This is a genomic window from Prescottella soli, from assembly GCF_040024445.1.
In the GTDB taxonomy this organism is placed as follows: domain Bacteria; phylum Actinomycetota; class Actinomycetes; order Mycobacteriales; family Mycobacteriaceae; genus Prescottella; species Prescottella soli.
The window spans coordinates 1,336,763-1,353,376 of the sequence record NZ_CP157276.1 but is presented as its reverse complement, the minus strand read 5'-3'; the positions used below and the strand labels follow the sequence as shown (position 1 = coordinate 1,353,376).

The 16,614-nt window shown below is 68.1% G+C and carries 16 protein-coding genes; 12 read left to right on the top strand and 4 right to left on the bottom strand.

Annotated features, from left to right (window positions below; all coding sequences use genetic code 11):
- The 6 genes from ABI214_RS06285 (at window position 1) to ABI214_RS06260 (ending at window position 7,523) form a co-directional block, all read left to right on the top strand.
- Window positions 1–195, top strand: coding sequence for a ferredoxin (locus ABI214_RS06285; RefSeq protein WP_348607400.1), 195 nt, complete (start codon window positions 1–3; stop codon window positions 193–195).
- Between the two features lie 51 nt (window positions 196–246).
- Window positions 247–798, top strand: coding sequence for a nuclear transport factor 2 family protein (locus tag ABI214_RS06280; RefSeq protein ID WP_348607397.1), 552 nt, complete (start codon window positions 247–249; stop codon window positions 796–798).
- Window positions 792–2,054, top strand: coding sequence for a hypothetical protein (locus ABI214_RS06275; protein ID WP_348607394.1), 1,263 nt, complete (start codon window positions 792–794; stop codon window positions 2,052–2,054). The genes ABI214_RS06280 and ABI214_RS06275 overlap by 7 nt, the downstream gene beginning before the upstream one ends.
- A gap of 26 nt (window positions 2,055–2,080) precedes the next feature.
- Window positions 2,081–3,706 carry an acyl-CoA synthetase gene (locus ABI214_RS06270; protein ID WP_348607391.1) on the top strand — a complete coding sequence of 542 codons (1,626 nt, stop codon included), beginning with the start codon at window positions 2,081–2,083 and terminating at the stop codon, window positions 3,704–3,706.
- 544 nt (window positions 3,707–4,250) lie between these two features.
- On the top strand, window positions 4,251–6,845 hold the full coding sequence (locus ABI214_RS06265) for a beta strand repeat-containing protein (protein ID WP_348607388.1): 2,595 nt from the start codon (window positions 4,251–4,253) through the stop codon (window positions 6,843–6,845).
- A 9-nt stretch (window positions 6,846–6,854) separates the two neighbouring features.
- Window positions 6,855–7,523: a class F sortase gene (locus tag ABI214_RS06260; RefSeq protein ID WP_348607385.1), complete on the top strand. Its 669-nt coding sequence runs from the start codon at window positions 6,855–6,857 to the stop codon at window positions 7,521–7,523.
- A 21-nt stretch (window positions 7,524–7,544) separates the two neighbouring features.
- Here the strand turns inward: ABI214_RS06260 and ABI214_RS06255 are convergent, their stop codons facing one another.
- Window positions 7,545–7,766: a PLDc N-terminal domain-containing protein gene (locus ABI214_RS06255; RefSeq protein WP_348607382.1), complete on the bottom strand. Its 222-nt coding sequence runs from the start codon at window positions 7,764–7,766 to the stop codon at window positions 7,545–7,547.
- 173 nt (window positions 7,767–7,939) lie between these two features.
- Here ABI214_RS06255 and ABI214_RS06250 point away from each other — a divergent pair, with 173 nt between their 5' ends.
- Window positions 7,940–9,553: an amidohydrolase gene (locus ABI214_RS06250; RefSeq protein ID WP_348607379.1), complete on the top strand. Its 1,614-nt coding sequence runs from the start codon at window positions 7,940–7,942 to the stop codon at window positions 9,551–9,553.
- A 79-nt stretch (window positions 9,554–9,632) separates the two neighbouring features.
- Here ABI214_RS06250 and ABI214_RS06245 read toward each other — a convergent pair whose 3' ends face one another.
- Entirely contained in the window at window positions 9,633–10,739 is a 1,107-nt protein-coding gene (locus ABI214_RS06245; protein ID WP_348607376.1) for a hypothetical protein, read from the bottom strand.
- Between the two features lie 143 nt (window positions 10,740–10,882).
- Between ABI214_RS06245 and ABI214_RS06240 the strand changes: the two genes are divergently transcribed.
- The 5 genes from ABI214_RS06240 to ABI214_RS06220 all read left to right on the top strand — a co-directional run bounded on the left by ABI214_RS06240 (window position 10,883) and on the right by ABI214_RS06220 (window position 15,431).
- Window positions 10,883–11,467, top strand: coding sequence for a TetR family transcriptional regulator (locus ABI214_RS06240; protein WP_348607373.1), 585 nt, complete (start codon window positions 10,883–10,885; stop codon window positions 11,465–11,467).
- Between the two features lie 121 nt (window positions 11,468–11,588).
- The gene (locus ABI214_RS06235; RefSeq protein ID WP_348607370.1) at window positions 11,589–13,025 is read left to right on the top strand and encodes an FAD-dependent oxidoreductase; all 1,437 of its coding nucleotides are present in this window, start codon (window positions 11,589–11,591) and stop codon (window positions 13,023–13,025) included.
- A 119-nt stretch (window positions 13,026–13,144) separates the two neighbouring features.
- The gene (locus ABI214_RS06230; protein WP_408586036.1) at window positions 13,145–14,113 is read left to right on the top strand and encodes a restriction endonuclease; all 969 of its coding nucleotides are present in this window, start codon (window positions 13,145–13,147) and stop codon (window positions 14,111–14,113) included.
- A gap of 141 nt (window positions 14,114–14,254) precedes the next feature.
- Window positions 14,255–14,989: a DUF1906 domain-containing protein gene (locus ABI214_RS06225; RefSeq protein WP_348607363.1), complete on the top strand. Its 735-nt coding sequence runs from the start codon at window positions 14,255–14,257 to the stop codon at window positions 14,987–14,989.
- Between the two features lie 79 nt (window positions 14,990–15,068).
- The gene (locus ABI214_RS06220) at window positions 15,069–15,431 is read left to right on the top strand and encodes a hypothetical protein (RefSeq protein ID WP_348607360.1); all 363 of its coding nucleotides are present in this window, start codon (window positions 15,069–15,071) and stop codon (window positions 15,429–15,431) included.
- 69 nt (window positions 15,432–15,500) lie between these two features.
- Here the strand turns inward: ABI214_RS06220 and ABI214_RS06215 are convergent, their stop codons facing one another.
- The gene (locus ABI214_RS06215) at window positions 15,501–16,001 is read right to left on the bottom strand and encodes a nuclear transport factor 2 family protein (RefSeq protein ID WP_348607357.1); all 501 of its coding nucleotides are present in this window, start codon (window positions 15,999–16,001) and stop codon (window positions 15,501–15,503) included.
- 112 nt (window positions 16,002–16,113) lie between these two features.
- On the bottom strand, window positions 16,114–16,356 hold the full coding sequence (locus ABI214_RS06210) for a maltose regulon activator MalT (protein WP_348607354.1): 243 nt from the start codon (window positions 16,354–16,356) through the stop codon (window positions 16,114–16,116).
- Between the last annotated feature and the right edge of the window lie 258 nt (window positions 16,357–16,614).

Genomic DNA, 16,614 nt, shown 5'->3' with positions numbered 1-16,614 from the left:
ATGCGCATCGAAGTCGACCTCGACCTCTGTCAGGGGCACGCCGCGTGTGAGCTGGAGGCGCCCGACGTGTTCGCGGTGCCCAAGCGCGGCAAGGTCACGATCCTCGCCCCGAGCCCGTCGGAGTCGGTGCGTGCCGACGTCGAGAACGCCGTCCGCTACTGCCCGACACAGGCCCTGCGGATCGTCGAGGACTGACGAGACCGCCGAATATTCCGCACGACAACGACTTTCGAAGGAGACGGCAGCATGACCGGATTCGATCGCGCCGAGCTGGACGAGATGGTCCAGCGCTGGGTGGATGCCAACAAGAAGGCAGAGACCGCCGGGGACTGGAAGCCGTTGGCGGACTTCTACACCGAGGACGCGACCTACGGTTGGAACTACGGCCCCAAGCAGGACTTCATGGCGATCGGACGCGACGAGATCCGCGACGTCGCGCTCGGCCTGGAGATGAACGGGCTCGAGGGCTGGGAATACCCGTACCAGGAGTTCGTGATCGACGAGGTCAGCGGCAACGTGATCGGGCTGTGGAAGCAGATCTCCGATGCCGAGCGCCCCGACGGCTCCAACTACTCGGTCTACGGCATCGGCGGCAGCTGGTTCCGCTACGGCGGCGACTTCCAGTGGTCGTGGCAGCGTGACTTCTTCGACTTCGGTAACGTCTCGGCGCTGTTCCTGGAGATGATCCAGAACAAGGCGCTGTCGAAGGGCATGCAGGCACGCATCCAGCGCTCCGTCTCGGGTGAGAAGCTGCCGGGCTGGCACCCGGCCGGCCAGGCACCGGTGCCGCTGTGGTGAGCACCCAGGCACAACCGTCTCGGTCGTTCGCGGCGCTCTCGCGAGCCGACCTCGCCACCCTGGTGCCGGAACTGCTGCTGTGCGGTCAGCTGATCGACCGCTCCGGGATGGCCCACCTGATCGTCGAGTTCGGGCGCGAGGGTATGGCGCAGGTGGCGATCGAGGAATGGCAGGCGGCGAGCCCCTGGTACACCCGCCGCATGCAGCGTGCCCTGCGCTACGAGGGCGACGACGTCGTGACCATCTTCAAGGGTCTGCAGCTCGACATCGGTGCGCCGCCGCAGTTCATGGACTTCCGCTTTCGGGTCGACGACCCGCACCACGGGGAGTTCTGGCTCGACCACTGCGGTGCGCTGATGGACGTCGAACCGCTCGGCGACGAGTACGTGACCGCGATGTGCCACGACATCGAGGACCCCACCTTCGACGCGACGGCGTTGGCGACCAACCCGCACGCGCAGGTCCGCCCCATCCACCGTCCGCCCCGTCGGCCCGCGGACCGTCACCCGCACTGCGCGTGGACGGTGATCATCGACGAGAAGCACGTCCCGCCGACGATGCAGCCGCACACCGAACAGATCGGCCGAAGCGCGGCCTACACAGTCGATCTCAGCACGATCGACGCCGGCGACGCCGGCAACCACGACTACGCCGGACCGCTGCTGTCGGACCTGCGGTTCCAGGACTTCTCCCGGTCGGCGCTGATTCGGATCGCCGAGGAGGTGTGCCTGCAGCAGCATCTACTCGCGCTCGGCTTCCTGCTCGCGGTCCGCAAGCGGGCGAACGAGGACAAGGCCCGCGAAATCACCCGCAAGCAGCTCACCGGCATCGCCGGCGTCACCGCACAGCGGATCCGGGACGCGCTCGGCCTACCCGATGACCTCGCGGGCCTGTCGATGGTGCTGTCGCTGCATCCGCTGCTGAATCCGAGACAGTACGTCGAGAGTGAAATCCTTTTCGACGGTGAACAATTGAGGTTGCGGATCGGCCGCCACGGACTCGTCGATGCGGACGGTGGCTGGCCCACACTGATCGACGGAGAGCACCTCGAGGCGTTGCAGGCGTTGGTGCGCGGTGTGAATCCACGATTCACCGTCCGTGTCGCCGGCGAGGACACCGCAGGTCTGCTCGTCGTCGTCGATGTCACCGACGAACCTGCGCCCGAATGCGTCGAGGTCGCGATCACCAAGGTCAGCACCGGCGCGACGTTCGTATTCGAAGACCGCGGAATTCCGTTGCCGCTGTACGTAGTCTGAGCGGCCGACCCCGACAGGACACCCGCATGGCCTACACGTTCGCCGACCTGTTCGAGCACTCCGTCGACGCGATGCCCGACCGCCTCGCCATGATCGTCTCCGGCGAGGAGGTGACCTACCGTGAGCTCGACGAGCGCGCCAATCGCCTCGCGCACCACCTCGAGGGCGCCGGATTCGGGCCGGGTGCCCACATCGGTATCCACATGCACAATTCGATCGAGACCATGGTCGCGATCATCGCGGCGTTCAAGATCCGCGCGATCCCGGTCACGGTGAACTACCGCTACACCTCCGACGAACTGCGCTACCTGTACGACAACGCCGATCTCGAGGGACTGGTGTTCCATCAGGGATTCGCGGACCGGGTCGCCGAGGTCCTGCCCGAGGTGCCGCGCATCCGGCATCTGATCTCCGTTCCGGACGAGTTGGCGACGGGAGCCGAGGGTGCAGGAACGCGTGCGGTGGGATACGAGGACGCCCTGGCGGGGAGCAGTCCGGAGCGGGGATTCGGGGAGCGCAGTCCCGACGACCACTACATCTTCTACACCGGCGGCACCACCGGCCGGCCGAAGGGCGTGGTCTGGCGGCACGAGGACATCTGGCGGGTCCTCGGCGGAGGGCTGGACTTCTACACCGGCGAGCCCGTCACCGACGAGTTCCAGCAGTCGCGGGGTGGGGTGGCCGCGGGGGAGGCGATGCGCTGGGTGATGCTGCCGCCGCTGATCCACACGTCCGCGATGATGCCGACCTTCACCGCGTTCTTCACGGGCAACACCGTCATCATGGAACCGAAGTTCGACGCGGCCCGCGTCTGGGAGGTCGTCGCCGAGTACCACCCACAGGTCATGGTCATCACCGGCGACGCGATGGGCCGGCCGCTCGTCGAGGCGTTCAGCGAACAGGACCGGGACACCTCCAGCCTCGGGGTCGTCGCGTCCGGCGCCGCGCTGTTCTCCGCTGCGGTGAAGGACGCCTTCTTCGAGGCGATGCCGAACCTGATGATCTCCGACTCGGTCGGCTCCTCCGAGACGGGATTCGGCGGAATCGGATTCGCGACCAAGGGCTTCGAGCAGCACGGCGGCCCCAGAGTCGGAGCCAACAGATACTCGGTCGTCGTCGACGACGAGAATCGCATCCTGCCGTCGGGATCCGGCGGTGAAGGGTGGCTGGCCAAGCTCGGCAACGTGTCGGTCGGCTACTACAAGGACCCGGTCAGGTCCGCGGAGATCTTCCGGATCGTCGAGGGGCAGCGTGCCGTGGTCACCGGGGACCGCGCCCGGATTGAGGACGACGGATCGATCACCCTGCTCGGACGCGGCAACATGGTGATCAACACCGGCGGCGAGAAGGTCTTCGCCGAGGAAGTCGAGGCGGCGGTGAAGGCGCACCCCGACATCTACGACGCGATCGTGATCGGCGTCCCCGACGAGCGCTGGGGATCGCGCGTGGCCGCGGTGATGCGAGTTCGCGACGGCGTCGAGCCGGACTTCGATTCCATCGAGAAGCATGCCCGCAATCAGCTTGCCGGCTACAAGATCCCGCGGACGTTCTGGATCGCCGACGAGGTGATTCGGACGCCGAGCGGCAAGCCCGACTTCGGCTGGGCGAGGGAACACGCGGCAGCCAACGACCACGCTCACCGGATCGACTAGACCGCAACGGGAGTCGGGTGAACGCGGTGACTCCCGGCGCGCGGAGCCGACGTTCGTCCGAGGGTTCGAGTGCGCGGTTCGCGCAGTGAATTCCGGTCCGGTGGTTGGGGATCGGCGCACGGTGTCGGCGATGGCGCGAGGCCGGTGTGAGGGATCCTCCTTCGTGGACTGAGACATCTCGGTTGCATGACGAATCGGAGACCATGGGGCGAGCGTTACAGGCGGTGGACAAACGGGCCTGAGGGCGCATCGTTCGAATGTTCGTTGTCGAGGAAAGGCGCAGGTCAGCCCGGTCCGCGCGGTCGATGGATCAACCATGCGAACGGGTTTCGCGGAAATCGCCGAGCGAGATCGGTGATCGATCGGGGTGCGAGGTGCTATCTTGATCGCGCCTGTATGCATGTGGCCGGGGGGATTGCTATCCGTTTCAGCGGGGGCTGGCGGATTTTTGGGGGGCGTTTTTCGTCATTTCTGTCTTCATGCGACTGGGCTGTCTATGTCTACATATGCATCTGGACACGCCGATCGAGGAGGTCGAAGAACGATGTCTACCCACAGGGCCGAGAACGTCCGAACGCGAAAGATGAAGAGTCGCATCATGGTTGCCGCCACTGCGGTGGGCGCATTGACGATTGCCACTCCGGCCATCGGTCACGCTGCGCCGGTGCCGGCAGGCGGGATCGGTAGCAGTGCGAACGGTGGTGCCGGCGGCGGACTCTCGGGTCTCGGAAGCAGCATCGGGGGCAACGGCGACGCCGGCCTCGGGAGCGCGGCGGGTCCCGGCGGTGCGAACGGTGGCATCAACGCGGGAAGCGCGGGCAACCTCGATCTGGCGAATCTTGCCCAAGCCGCACTCGGCAGTCTCGGAAACATCGGCGCCGGAAGCCTCGTCGGCGGTGGGCTCGACACCGGCAGCGCCGGCGGCGGTGAGCTGAACACCGGAAGCATCGAGCAGGCCGCTGCGGATCTCGCGCTCGGCAGCCTCGGGAATGCGGGTGGCGGCAGCACCGGAGGAACCGGTAGCGGTGCCGACACCGGCAGCTCCGGCAGCCTGCAACTGGGACTCGACGTCCTCGGCGGGCTCGCGGCGGGTAGCGCGGGCCAGGCCGATACCGGCAGCATCGGCGCGATCGGAAGCGGCAGCACCGGCAGTGGCAGTGTCCAGAGCGGCAGCGCAGAACTCGATCTCGGCAGCCTGGCCGATCTCGGCTCCGGCAGCGCCGGTGACACTGGGAGTACGGCGGGCGGCAGCCTGGACGCGCTCACCCAACTTGCACTGGGCAGCACCGGCAATGCCGGTCTCGACCTGGGGAGCCTGTCGGAGCTCGCGCTCGGGAGCCTCGGACTCGGCGGCGGAAGCTCCGATTCGGGCAGCGGCACCGGCAGCGGCACTGGCAGCACAGGACTGGATCTCGGCAGCCTGGCCGACCTCGGGGCCGGCAGTCTGGGCGACCTCGTCGGGGGTAGCTCGGGGGACACCGGCAGCGTGGATCCGGGCAGTGTCGAGTCCGGCAGTGCCAGTGGTGCCGGGGTGGATCTGGGCAGCCTGGGTGAGTTGGCTCTGGGTAGCCTGGCGCTTCCGTTCGGCAGCCTGGCGTTGCCGGTGTCGGGAAGTGCCGGCGCGCTGGGTAGCGCCGGTGATTCGGGTAGTGCGGGTGGTGTCGACACCGGTAGTGCCGGTCTGGATCTGGGGAGCCTGAAGGATCTGGCGCTGGGCAGCCTGGGGCTGGGCAGCACGGGTGGCGTGGATACCGGCAGCCTCCGTGACCTGGCGACGGGAAGTGCTGGAGACACGGGCAGCCTGGGTGACCTGCCGACGGGAAGCGCCGGCGACACGGGCAGCCTCGGTAACCTTCCGACCGGCAGCGCCGGGGACACGGGGAGCGCGGGGGATCTGGGCAGCCTGGGGCAGTTGGCTCTGGGTAGCCTGGCGCTTCCGTTCGGCAGCCTCGCGTTGCCGGTGTTGGGAAGCGTCGGCGCGCTGGGGAGCACCGGTGACACGGGCAGTGCGGGTGGTGTCGACACCGGTAGTGCCGGCGTCGATCTGGGGAGCCTGAAGGATCTGGCGCTCGGCAGCCTGGGCCTGGGCAGCACGGGTGGCGCGAACACCGGCAGCCTCGGTGATCTGCCAACCGGCAGCGCCGGGGACACGGGGAGCGCGGGGGATCTCGGCAGCTTGGGTGAGTTGGCCCTGGGCAGCCTGGCGCTTCCGTTCGGCAGCCTGGCGTTGCCGGTGTTGGGAAGCGCCGGCGCGCTGGGGAGCACCGGTGACACGGGCAGTGCGGGTGGTGTCGACACCGGTAGTGCCGGTGCGGGCAGCAGTGGCAGTGGCGATCTCGGTGCCGGTTCGTCCGGTGATTCGGGTAGTGCCGGTCTGGATCTGGGGAGCCTGAAGGATCTGGCGCTCGGCAGCTTGGGTCTGGGCAGCACGGGTGGCGTGGATACCGGCAGCCTCGGTGACCTGCTGACCGGGAGCACCGGAGGTGCCGGGAGCCTCGGTGACCTTCCGACCGGCAGCGCCGGGGACGCGGGGAGCGCGGGGGATCTGGGCAGCCTGGGTGAGTTGGCCCTGGGTAGCCTGGCGCTTCCGCTCGGCAGCCTCGCGCTTCCCTTTGCCGGTAGTGCGGCGGGGCTCGGCAGCACGGGTGGAACGGATACCGGCAGCGCTGGTGGAGCAGACACCGGCAGTGCCGGCAACCACGGGTCCGGTGGCTCCGGCAGCGCGACCGTTCCCGGTAGCTCGGGCGACACTGGCAGCGCGGGTGGCGGCGGGGCCGGTGTGGATCTCGGCAGCGCGGTGCTCGGCAGTGCCGCGCTCGGCAGTGCGATCGCCGGCGGCGTGGCGCTCGGCAGCCAGGCCGGTGTCGGCGCGAACGGTGCGGCCAACGTTGCTCTTCCGGTCGCCGTGAATGCCGTTGTTGCACACGATGTCAGTGCTCAGACCCGCACCGCCGAGGTGAGCGCCGCCCGAGCCGGTGGCCAGATCACCGCGGTGCCCGTGGGCGGCGTCGAGGCCGGCGACAAGGGCATTGCCGACGACTCCTCGAACCGTGGCGTGCTGGTGGGCACGGCATTGCTTCTGGCGGCCCTCGCAAGTGGCGGGTCCGTAGCGACCATGCGGAATCGCCGCAAGTCCTAAGATCCGAACATGCCGATGAGCATTACATCGACAGGCCGCTGCCGGCGCTCGTCCGGCAGCGGCCTGTCGGCGGGCCTGGCCGCCTGCGCGCTGTTCGTTGCGGCATTGAGTGGTTGCACCACAAGCGACACCGAGGGGCCGCCGCAGCCGAACGTCGTGCAGCAGGCGCCCGGACCGGTAGTCGACACCGGCACCGCCCCCGGGTCGATCGCGGCTACTCGTCCGGTCCGCCTGTCGATCCCGGCCATCGATGTCGACTCCGACCTGATGAACCTCGGACTCGACGCGAGCGGGGCGCTCGAGGTGCCGCCGAGCGGCTTTCCCGCCGGATGGTATTCCGGCTCACCGGTTCCCGGGGAACTCGGACCGGCGGTGATCGCCGGCCACGTCGACTGGGGCGGCAAGCCCGGCGTGTTCTTCCGACTCCACGAACTGGCGCCGGGCGACGAGATCTATGCCGACCGCACTGACGGCCTCACCGAGGTGTTCCGGGTGGCGAGCGTGGAACGCTATGCGAAGGATGCATTCCCGACCGCCAAGGTCTATGGCGACATCGACCACCCCGGGCTGCGACTGATCACCTGCGGAGGCGAGTTCGACACCGCCGCGCGCAGCTACCGCGACAACACCGTCGTGTTCGCCGACCTCGTCGGCACGCGGGGCGCGAACGCGAACTGACCGCGCCCGGACCCCGCTGGATCAGGCCGACTTCTTTCGGCCCCAACGGAAGTACGACAGCGGGCCGATGATGTTCACCGCGATGATCGCGGCCCACTTGCCCTTGCTGCCGTTGATCTCCTCGCGGCGCCGCGTCGCGAGGTCTGCCCACGCACTGACCGCCAGGCTCAGCTCAACCGCGGCCAACGCGATGATCGATGCGCGCTTGGCCGGGCTCAGGTCTGTCCACTTCGACTTCGCCATGGTGCTTTTCCTTCCGCGTCCACGGTTGCTCGGGTGCCTTCTCCATTCCTACCCGACGACGACACGATTGCGTCGTCACGGTCCTGTCGACGCGCGTAGTGAACGGTCGGTCTGTACCCTGTTTTGTGCGAGAAGCCGGCCCTCAGGAGGCTGGGGCAGAACTGGGAGGGTCAATGGCTGACCTGGTGTTGTTCGGTGATGTGCTGACCATGGACGAGGCCAACCCTCGGGCGACTGCCGTGGCCGTCGAGGGCGGGCGCATTGTGGCGGTGGGCTCGGACGCGGACGTCGCGTCGCTCATCGGTCCGGAGACGGTCGTCCACGACGTGGGCGGGGCCTGCATCATGCCAGGCTTCATCGAGGCACACGGTCACCCGATGAACGAGGCCGTCCTGCTGGGCGATCCGGTGGTCGACATCCGCCCCGTCACGATTCCCGATGCCGACGGCGTGCTCGCCGCGATCGACAAGGCGGTCGCCGATGCGGGCCCTGAGGGCGCCGTACTCAACGGGTGGGATCCCTTGTTGCAGAAGGGTCTCGCCGATCCGACCATGAAGTGGATGAACGAGCTGTCACCCGACAAGCCGTTGATCATCCTGCACAACTCGGGTCACGCGGCCTACTTCAACTCGCATGCCGCCACCGCCGCCGGGGTCACCCGCGACACCCCCGACCCGGAGGGCGCCCGTTTCGGCCGCGACGAGTCCGGTGACCTCGACGGTGTCGCGTACGAGTCGTCGGCGGTCATCGCGATCGCCGGCCCGGTCCTCGCGTCGGCGGCCGCACGATTCGGCGAACTGATGGCCGCCGAGTGCGCCCGCATGAACGCCGTCGGCGTGACCACGGTGAGCGAGATGGCGTTCGACCCGAAGATGCGCGCCCCGCTGGCCACGGCCGTCGATGCGGGGGTGCTCACCACGCGACTGCGCCTGTACGAGATGTCGGGGCCGGAGCGTGCGTCCGACGTCGAACCGGGGGCGGGCGACGACCTGGTCCGCCAGGTGGGCATCAAGATCTGGTCGGACGGATCGCCGTGGATCGGGAACATCGCGCTCAGCTTCCCCTACCTCGACACTCCGGCGACCCGGGCGCTGGGCATGGCGTGCAGCCACGGCCACGCGAACTACACCGGCGAGCAGATCCTCGCGATCAGCACCCCGTACTACGAGCGGGGCTGGCAGATCGCGTGCCACGCACACGGTGACGAGGCGATCACCATGGTGCTCGACGCGTGGGAGAAGATGCTCGCCGCCGACCCGCGCCCGGACCATCGACTGCGCCTCGAGCACGTCGGTGCGATGCGGCCCGACCAGTTCCGGCGCGCCGCCGCCCTCGGCGTCACGTGCAGCCTGTTCGTCGACCATCTCTACTACTGGGGCGACGTCCTCGTCGGCGACCTTTTCGGCACCGATCACGGCGGGCACTGGGCCGCAGCGGGTTCGGCGCTCGCCGCCGGACACCGCATCTCGTTCCACAACGACGGCCCGGTCACCCCGACCAATCCGCTGCGCAACATCGCCGACGCGGTCAACCGGCGCTCCCGCAGCGGACAGGTCCTCGCGCCGGACGAACGCATCCCCGTCGAGGCGGCGCTGCGCGCCCAGACCGTCGATGCGGCGTGGCACCTGTTCAGCGACGACGCCGTCGGATCGTTGAAGCCGGGATTGCACGCGGACATGGTTGTGCTGTCGGCGAATCCGCTCACGGTGGAGTCAGAGAACCTCGCCGACATCGAGGTGAAGGCCACGGTGTTCGCGGGGGAGACGGTGTACGGCAGCCTGAGCTGAGACGCTACGACACTGCCCGGGACTCGTGGTCCCGGGCAGTGTCGTGTTTGCGGGCGGTTGTGCTGCCCAACGATATTCGTCAGCTCGCTGCGTGCTGCGGGACCTGGGTGGGGGTGGGCTTGCGGAGCTGGGTCAGCCCGAGCAGGACCAGTGCCGCGACGAACCATCCGCCGATGACGAGCAGTCCGTGCCCGACACCGGTGCCGTCGAAGTAGATGATCGAGCGGACCGCGTCCACCGCGCCGGCGCCGATCCAGAAGTGGCTCAACCCCGACCAGAACCCGGGCAGGAAGTCCGCGGGGAAGGCGCCGCCGGCGCTGGGGAAGTTCACGAAGATCATGAGGACCATCACCACCATGATCGCGGCCTTGCCGAATACGCGGTTGACCAGGATGCTGACCAGACCCACCGCGATCGTGTAGGCGATCACCACTGCGAGCATCGCGAGATTCTCCGCGAACGAGGCGCCGTAGAAGCCGACGAAGATCGCCGAGACGAGATAGGCCGCGAGGACACCGATCACCGACATCGCACCGAGGATGCCGACCTGCTGGCGCAGCTTCAACCGCGGCGCGACCTGGGAGAGCACGGTGATGGTGAGGTAGCCGACGATCGTGCTCACCATCACGAGGTAGAAGAGACCGGTGCCGGTCGGGTCGTCCGCGGCCAGCGGCGCATGGTCGACGGTGTTCATCTCGACGCCCTGGGCTGCGGCGAGCGGCTGGGCGAGGCCCTCCACCGCCTGCACCCGCATCGTGCCCTCGGCGGAGGCGATGTGCACGTTCATCGTCGAGCCCAGTTCGATGACGCCCGCGATCTCGCGGTTCTGCAGGCGATCGAGTGCGCCTGCGGCATCGGTGGCCGTCTCGAGTTCGAACTTGTCGCCGACGGTCGGTGCGAGCCGCTCGACCAGGGTGGTCGCGGCGGACTCCGGCCCGACCACGACGACCTCGACGCCGCGGGGCGCCGGGTTGTGGAAGGCGCTGACGTAGCAGAGGGCGAACATCACCGCGAAGAACAGCGGAAACACCATCGACTCCACGATCATGTGCCACGGCGGGCGACCGGGATCGGTCGGCTGCGGCGACGTTCCGTGATCGAGATGGAGCGCGGGGGCAACCGCCTCCGTGTCGGCCTCGATGGCCTGGGTCCACTCCTGCTGCCGTTGATCGTGCGTGTTCGGCAAATCTGCACCGCCTTCCTGTCCGTACACACTGTCAACACTGTTGACGAACGGGTAGTCAACAGTGTTGACACTCGATTGTCAACACTGTTGACGTAGGGTGTGCGGCAAGGTTGGCGGCAACCACTCCGAACGAAGGACGATCGATGACCGTCGAGACACCTGGGCCCCACTCGCGCGCCGGCAGCGCCCACAACCGTGAGGCGGTGCAGCGGGCCGCCGCCGAGTTGTTTGCCGAGCAGGGGTTCGCGGCGACCGGGGTGCGGGACATCGCGCGGCACGCCGGCGTCGACCCGGCACTGGTCATCCGCTACTTCGGGTCCAAGGAGAATCTGTTCGTCCGCACCATGACCATGTCCAACGCCTTCGTCGAGGTCGTGGAGGGTCCGTTGGACGGATTGGGAAGGGCTCTAGTCGATTTCGTGGTCCGTCGAACGCGTCGCCGGCAGGCCGACAAGGCCACCGCCGTCTATTCGGCACTCATTCGCGCATCCGACCGCCCCGTCGTGCGCGAGCACCTCCAGGAGGCGATCGACCAGATGATCGTCGCGCCCCTCGCGCCCCGACTCCGCGGCGACGACGCCGAGCTGCGTGCGCACCTGCTCGCGGCGCAACTCTCCGGGCTGATGGCTGCGTTGTACGTCATGGAGAGCCCGTGGCTGCGCGCCGCCCCGATCGACGACATCGTCGAGCGCTACGGCGCCGCCATCCAGGTGCTCGTCGACAGCTGACGCGGAATGTGTTCCGTTGGGCGGGAAGTGTCGAGCGCCCGGCGCCACCGAGATCGGAGGATGTCGTGGATCACATCAGTTGACGATGGCGATCCATGTCACATCAATCGAGGGGGCGAACGTGGGCGTTGCGGGCTTCGACGAGGAATTCGACGTTGTGGTGGTGGGGTCGGGAGCGGCCGGTGCGGCCGCTGCGCTCGGTGCGCACCAGGCCGGTGCCTCCGTGCTGGTCGTCGAGAAGTGCGACGAGGCCACGGCCGGTGGCAACACCCGTGTCAGCGGCGGCGGCTGGTGGGTCAATCGTGACCCCGAGCGCGCGCAGGTCTTCCTGCGTTCGCTGAACGGGGCATTTCCGGTGGCCGACGACGTCGTCGAGGCGTGGGCGGCCGAGACGGCCGAGAACTCGCGTTGGCTCGAGGACTTGGGCGCCGACGTCGCGATGAGCGCCGATTACCACACCGAGCCCGAGTATCTCGAGCTCGAGGGCAGCGACTGCTACGCCGGAATGGACACCATCGCCGGACGCATGGGCCACTCGCTGCTCCACGACTTCCTGCACGGTGCGCTCGCCGAGCGCGGCATCGAGATCCGTTTCGAGACACCGGCGGTCGAGTTGATCACCGACGGCGGCACCGTGGTGGGCGTCGAGGTGGAGGCCGCCGACGGTCGGCGCCGGATCGGCGGGCGCGGCGGCGTGGTGCTCGCGACCGGAGGCTTCCAGGCCGACCCGGGGATGGTGCGCGACTACCTGCGCGTCGAGGACCACGTGCTGTGGGGCTCGCCCGCCTCGACCGGCGACGGCCACCGGATGGCGCAGGCGGCGGGCGCCGACCTGTGGCACATGGACAACATGATGACCATCACCGGTGTCCGCGGCGACGACGGCAGCGGCTACTACCTGGCGCTGTGGAACGCGCACAACTACCTGTGGGTGGCCGCTGACGGCCGCCGTTTCATGGACGAGGCCGCCGACCCCTATCACGGGCACGTCCGCCGTAACGGTGGGTACGAACTGTTCCCGCAGCGCCCGTTCCACCTGATCTTCGACGAGCAGATGCGCACCGCCGGCCCGCTCAGCCCGACGCCCGACGTCCTGCCGGTGGGGTGGAACCTCCTCGTCAACGGCGCACGCTGGAGTCTCGACAACGCCGACGAGATCGCGAAGGGCTGGATCGAGCGCGCCGACTCGATCGCCGAACTCGCCGAGATCGTCGGGGTGGACCCGTCGACGCTCGGGCGCACCGTCGAGCAGTACAACGAGGCCTGCGCAGCCGGGCGCGACGACCACTTCGGTCGGGCTCCGGAGAAGCTTGCTCCGGTCGCGCAGGCGCCGTTCTACGTCCTCGAGGTGACCCCGCTGCTCGGCTGGAGCAACGGCGGCCCCCGCCGCGACGGGCGCGCGCGAGTGCTCGACACCCGCGGCGCCGCGATCGACGGACTGTACGCGGCCGGCGAGATCAGCTCGACCTACAGCTGGCGCAAGGACGGCGGATTCCACGTCGGTGACGCCCTCGCGTTCGGCCGCGTGGCCGGACGCGACGCGGCCGCCCGCGCCTGATCCGGCCCGGTGGCTCCCCAGGCGCGCGGAGCCACCGGATTCGGGGCCAGGCGCGTTTCCCGATAACATCCAGGTCGGCTGGCCGATCCGGTGTCGAACGGCCGGCGACCGACGTTGCGATGGGAGCGGGTGTGCAGGTGCAGGAGCCACGACGTGGGGACGTCGCCGATCAGGTGAATCTGATCGCCCAGCTTCCGCCGTACACCGAATTGCTCTGGCCCACCCTCCAGGCGCTGATCGCCCTCGGCGGCTCGGCGTCCAACAACGAACTCGACGGCGCGGTCGTCGAGCGGGAGGGCTGGTCGCCCGACGTGCAGGGCATCCTGCACGGTGACGGTCCGGGCACCGAGGTGGAGTACCGATTGGCTTGGGCGCGTACCTATCTCAAAGGAATGGGTCTGCTCGCCAACAGTCGTCGCGCGGTGTGGAGTGTGACCAAGCGCGGACGCGAGGTGACCGAGGGTGACATCCGTCCGCTGCTCGCGACCTTCACGGCCGACAAGCGGCGCCAGCGTCTGAGCCGCAAGGCCAACATTCCTGGTGCGCAGTCTCTTCCGCACTCCGAGACCAGTTCTTCCGAATCGGATGCGTCGTACGGCGAATCGGGGGATGCCGTCGAGTGGAAGGCCGCGCTGCTGGAGTCGATCCTGCGGATGTCGTCCACCGCGTTCGAGCGGCTCACCCAACGGCTGCTGCGCGAGGCAGGATTCTCGACCGCCACCATCACCGGCCGCGGGTCGGACGGCGGGATCGACGGCATCGGGATGTGTCAGATCTCCCTACTCAGCTTCCCTGTCGCCTTCCAGTGCAAGCGGGTCAGTGGGAGTGTGGGGGCGGGCGCCGTGCGGGATCTGCGCGGTGCGATGGCCGGACGCGGCGAGAAGGGCCTGCTGATCACGACCGGTACCTTCACGAGTGAGGCGCGGGCCGAATCGCGTCGCGACGGCGCCCCGCCGGTCGACCTCATCGACGGCGACCGCCTCTGCGAGCTCCTCAAGGAACACGCGCTCGGTGTGCGCACGACGACCCGCGTCGTCGAGGACGTCACGGTGCAGGCCGACTTCTTCGCGGGCCTCGAATCCGACTGAAGCCGAAGTCACCCATGTGACTGACGGAACCAGAGTGACTGTGGTGAAATAGCCCTCGAATCCAAACGGTCCGAGACGAATCGGTCGTGGGCGCCCAGTCACAGCTATGCCGGGATCCGCCGGTGATGCGAGGTTTTGCCAGTGCAGGTCTCCAGACGACAACTGTTCAAGTACGCCGCGGCCGGCACCGCAGCGGCCGGACTGGCTGCCGTGGCGGGTCCCGCGATCGCGAATGCCGGACCCGCGACACTCGTCGACTACGCGGCAGGCGTCCCGTCGCCGCTCGGCATCCGGCTCGCCGGACACGTCGGCGCCATCCGCTACGTCTCCGACCGGCGTCCGGGTGCGGAGTGGATGCTCGGCAAGCCGATGCAGTTCGGCGAGGCCGCCGCCATGGCGGCCATCGGGCTGCAGATCGTGTCGTGCTACCAGTTCGGCAAGGGTGCGACGTCGGACTGGCGCGGTGGCTACGACGCGGGCGTCCGGCACGCGCAGCGCGGCCGCGAACTGCACCTGGCGGCCGGCGGCCCGCAGAACAGCCCCATCTACGCGTCGATCGACGACAACCCGTCGGCGGGGGAGTTCGACAACCTCATCGCGCCGTACCTGCGCGGCTGGGAGAGCGTGATCGGTCACAGGAACGTGGGTGTCTACGCGAACTCGCCGACGATCGACCGCTGCGTGCGGGCGGGTGTCGGTTCCTGGTTCTGGCAGCACAACTGGGGCACTCCCGCCGGCTTCGTGCACCCCAGGGCGCACCTGCACCAGTTCGAGATCGACAAGCGCCAGATCGACGGAATCGGCGTCGACGTCAACTCGATCCTCAAGCCCGACTACGGGCAGTGGTCGATGCAGAGGCCGTTCTTCCTGTCGTAGCCTGACGAAACGTCCAACCAAGGATTGATTTTCCGGTCGACGCGCAGGTCCACCCCGTACGTAAAGCTAAGGTAATGGTATGTCTGTCCTCTACAACATCCTCGTCGCCGTGCACCTGCTGGGCATGGCCGCGATCGTCGGCGGTTACCTCTCGGTCCTGAAGGCTCCCCGGATCAGCGAGGTGATGGTCTGGGGCGCCCGCGTGCAGCTGCTGTCGGGCATCGTGATCGTCGGCCTGGGCGAGTCCGTCGAATCGCTCGGCAAGGACTACAACATGTCCAAGATCGGCGTGAAGCTGCTGATCACGCTGGTCATCGTGGCCGTCGCGGAGATCGGGCGGGCCCGCCAGAAGCGGGGCGAGGGCAACCCCAACTTCGCGCACATCGTCGGCATCCTGGCGATCGTCAACGCGCTCATCGCGGTGCTCTGGACGAGTTACTGACGTCCGCCTCGCGCACACGAAACGGGCGCCCTCCACACGGAGGGCGCCCGTCGTCGTTCGCGGCCCCTGTCAGCCCGGGACGTTGGCCATCTTGTCGAGCCAGACCCGGGCGTCGTCGGGCAGATTCCCCGACTTGTCGGCGTGCCGGCACCACTTCTTCGCCATCGACAGAAAGTTCATCGGGTTGTAGGCGTCCTCTTCGTGCGACCACAGGTTGTCGCCCGCGTAGTGGAGGATCGTGATGTTCGCGGCGCCGTGCTCGGTGCCGTCACCCGGATCCTCCATCGGGTTCTGCACCTCGCAGATCACCCAGCCGCGCTCCTCGTCGATCACGTACCACGAGACCGGGAACTCGGGCATCCGGTTGCCGGGGAAGGCGGTCATGGTGCGCGTCACCCAGCGGCGGATCTCCTCTCGACCGGAGAAGCTCCCGAACGCGTGCTCCAGGTAGGTCGCGTCCTCGGTGAACTGGTCGGCAAAGATGTTCCAGTCCCTGGTCTGCGTCGCCTCGACCACGGTCTTCTGGTAGTTCGCGAATGCGGCCTCGAGTTCGTCGCGGGTCCACGCCATCGCTGCGCTCCTCCTGCTCGGTTGCGGTCACCCGCCGCGTGGGCGAGTTCTCCTGCAACCTAACGCACGGCTGGAACGTGTTTCAGTTTTTTGCCCGGAATGGGGTGAACTGTCAGGAGCCGTGAAGTTCCATCCAGTTGCCGAACGGCGGTGGGCCCTCGCCGAGCACCTTGAGTGCATGTGCCGGAGTTCCGGTTTCGGCGTCGTCGTGCTTGACGTGCATCCACTGATACCCGGCGAGCACGTGTTCCTCGGACGTGGCCCGATTGACGACCACGTGATCGCCGTTCGGGCGCTGTTCGAGGGACCACCCGCTTTCGGGCCCCGCCAGCACCCACCACTTCTCTTTGCTCACGGTCGTGACTCCCGTCTGGAGTGACTACACGATGCGAGTTCAACGCTACCGCACCGACGGGAGGTGAAACGGAGTCGAGCGGGCCGGCGATATGCCCGGTACAGGTCCGACCGACGGACCGGTTCGGACAGGGTCAACGGTCCGAATGCTGCTACTACGTGGAGGGTCTCGTGGATTTCCTCATCAACCTGCTGTACGCGATCGCCGCAAACCTGTGGGTGGGATCGTCCGGCGGATCGTCCGGCAGTGGTCAGGCCC

What these genes read in the sequence shown, in the direction of transcription:
- ABI214_RS06220 (WP_348607360.1), top strand. Translation starts at nt 15,069, where the DNA reads ATGTCTGTCCTCTACAACATCCTCGTCGCCGTGCACCTGCTGGGCATG.
- ABI214_RS06250 (WP_348607379.1), top strand. Translation starts at nt 7,940, where the DNA reads ATGGCTGACCTGGTGTTGTTCGGTGATGTGCTGACCATGGACGAGGCC.
- ABI214_RS06240 (WP_348607373.1), top strand. Translation starts at nt 10,883, where the DNA reads ATGACCGTCGAGACACCTGGGCCCCACTCGCGCGCCGGCAGCGCCCAC.
- ABI214_RS06230 (WP_408586036.1), top strand. Translation starts at nt 13,145, where the DNA reads ATGGGAGCGGGTGTGCAGGTGCAGGAGCCACGACGTGGGGACGTCGCC.
- ABI214_RS06285 (WP_348607400.1), top strand. Translation starts at nt 1, where the DNA reads ATGCGCATCGAAGTCGACCTCGACCTCTGTCAGGGGCACGCCGCGTGT.
- ABI214_RS06260 (WP_348607385.1), top strand. Translation starts at nt 6,855, where the DNA reads ATGCCGATGAGCATTACATCGACAGGCCGCTGCCGGCGCTCGTCCGGC.
- ABI214_RS06265 (WP_348607388.1), top strand. Translation starts at nt 4,251, where the DNA reads ATGTCTACCCACAGGGCCGAGAACGTCCGAACGCGAAAGATGAAGAGT.
- ABI214_RS06255 (WP_348607382.1), bottom strand. Translation starts at nt 7,766, where the DNA reads ATGGCGAAGTCGAAGTGGACAGACCTGAGCCCGGCCAAGCGCGCATCG.
- ABI214_RS06280 (WP_348607397.1), top strand. Translation starts at nt 247, where the DNA reads ATGACCGGATTCGATCGCGCCGAGCTGGACGAGATGGTCCAGCGCTGG.
- ABI214_RS06215 (WP_348607357.1), bottom strand. Translation starts at nt 16,001, where the DNA reads ATGGCGTGGACCCGCGACGAACTCGAGGCCGCATTCGCGAACTACCAG.
- ABI214_RS06270 (WP_348607391.1), top strand. Translation starts at nt 2,081, where the DNA reads ATGGCCTACACGTTCGCCGACCTGTTCGAGCACTCCGTCGACGCGATG.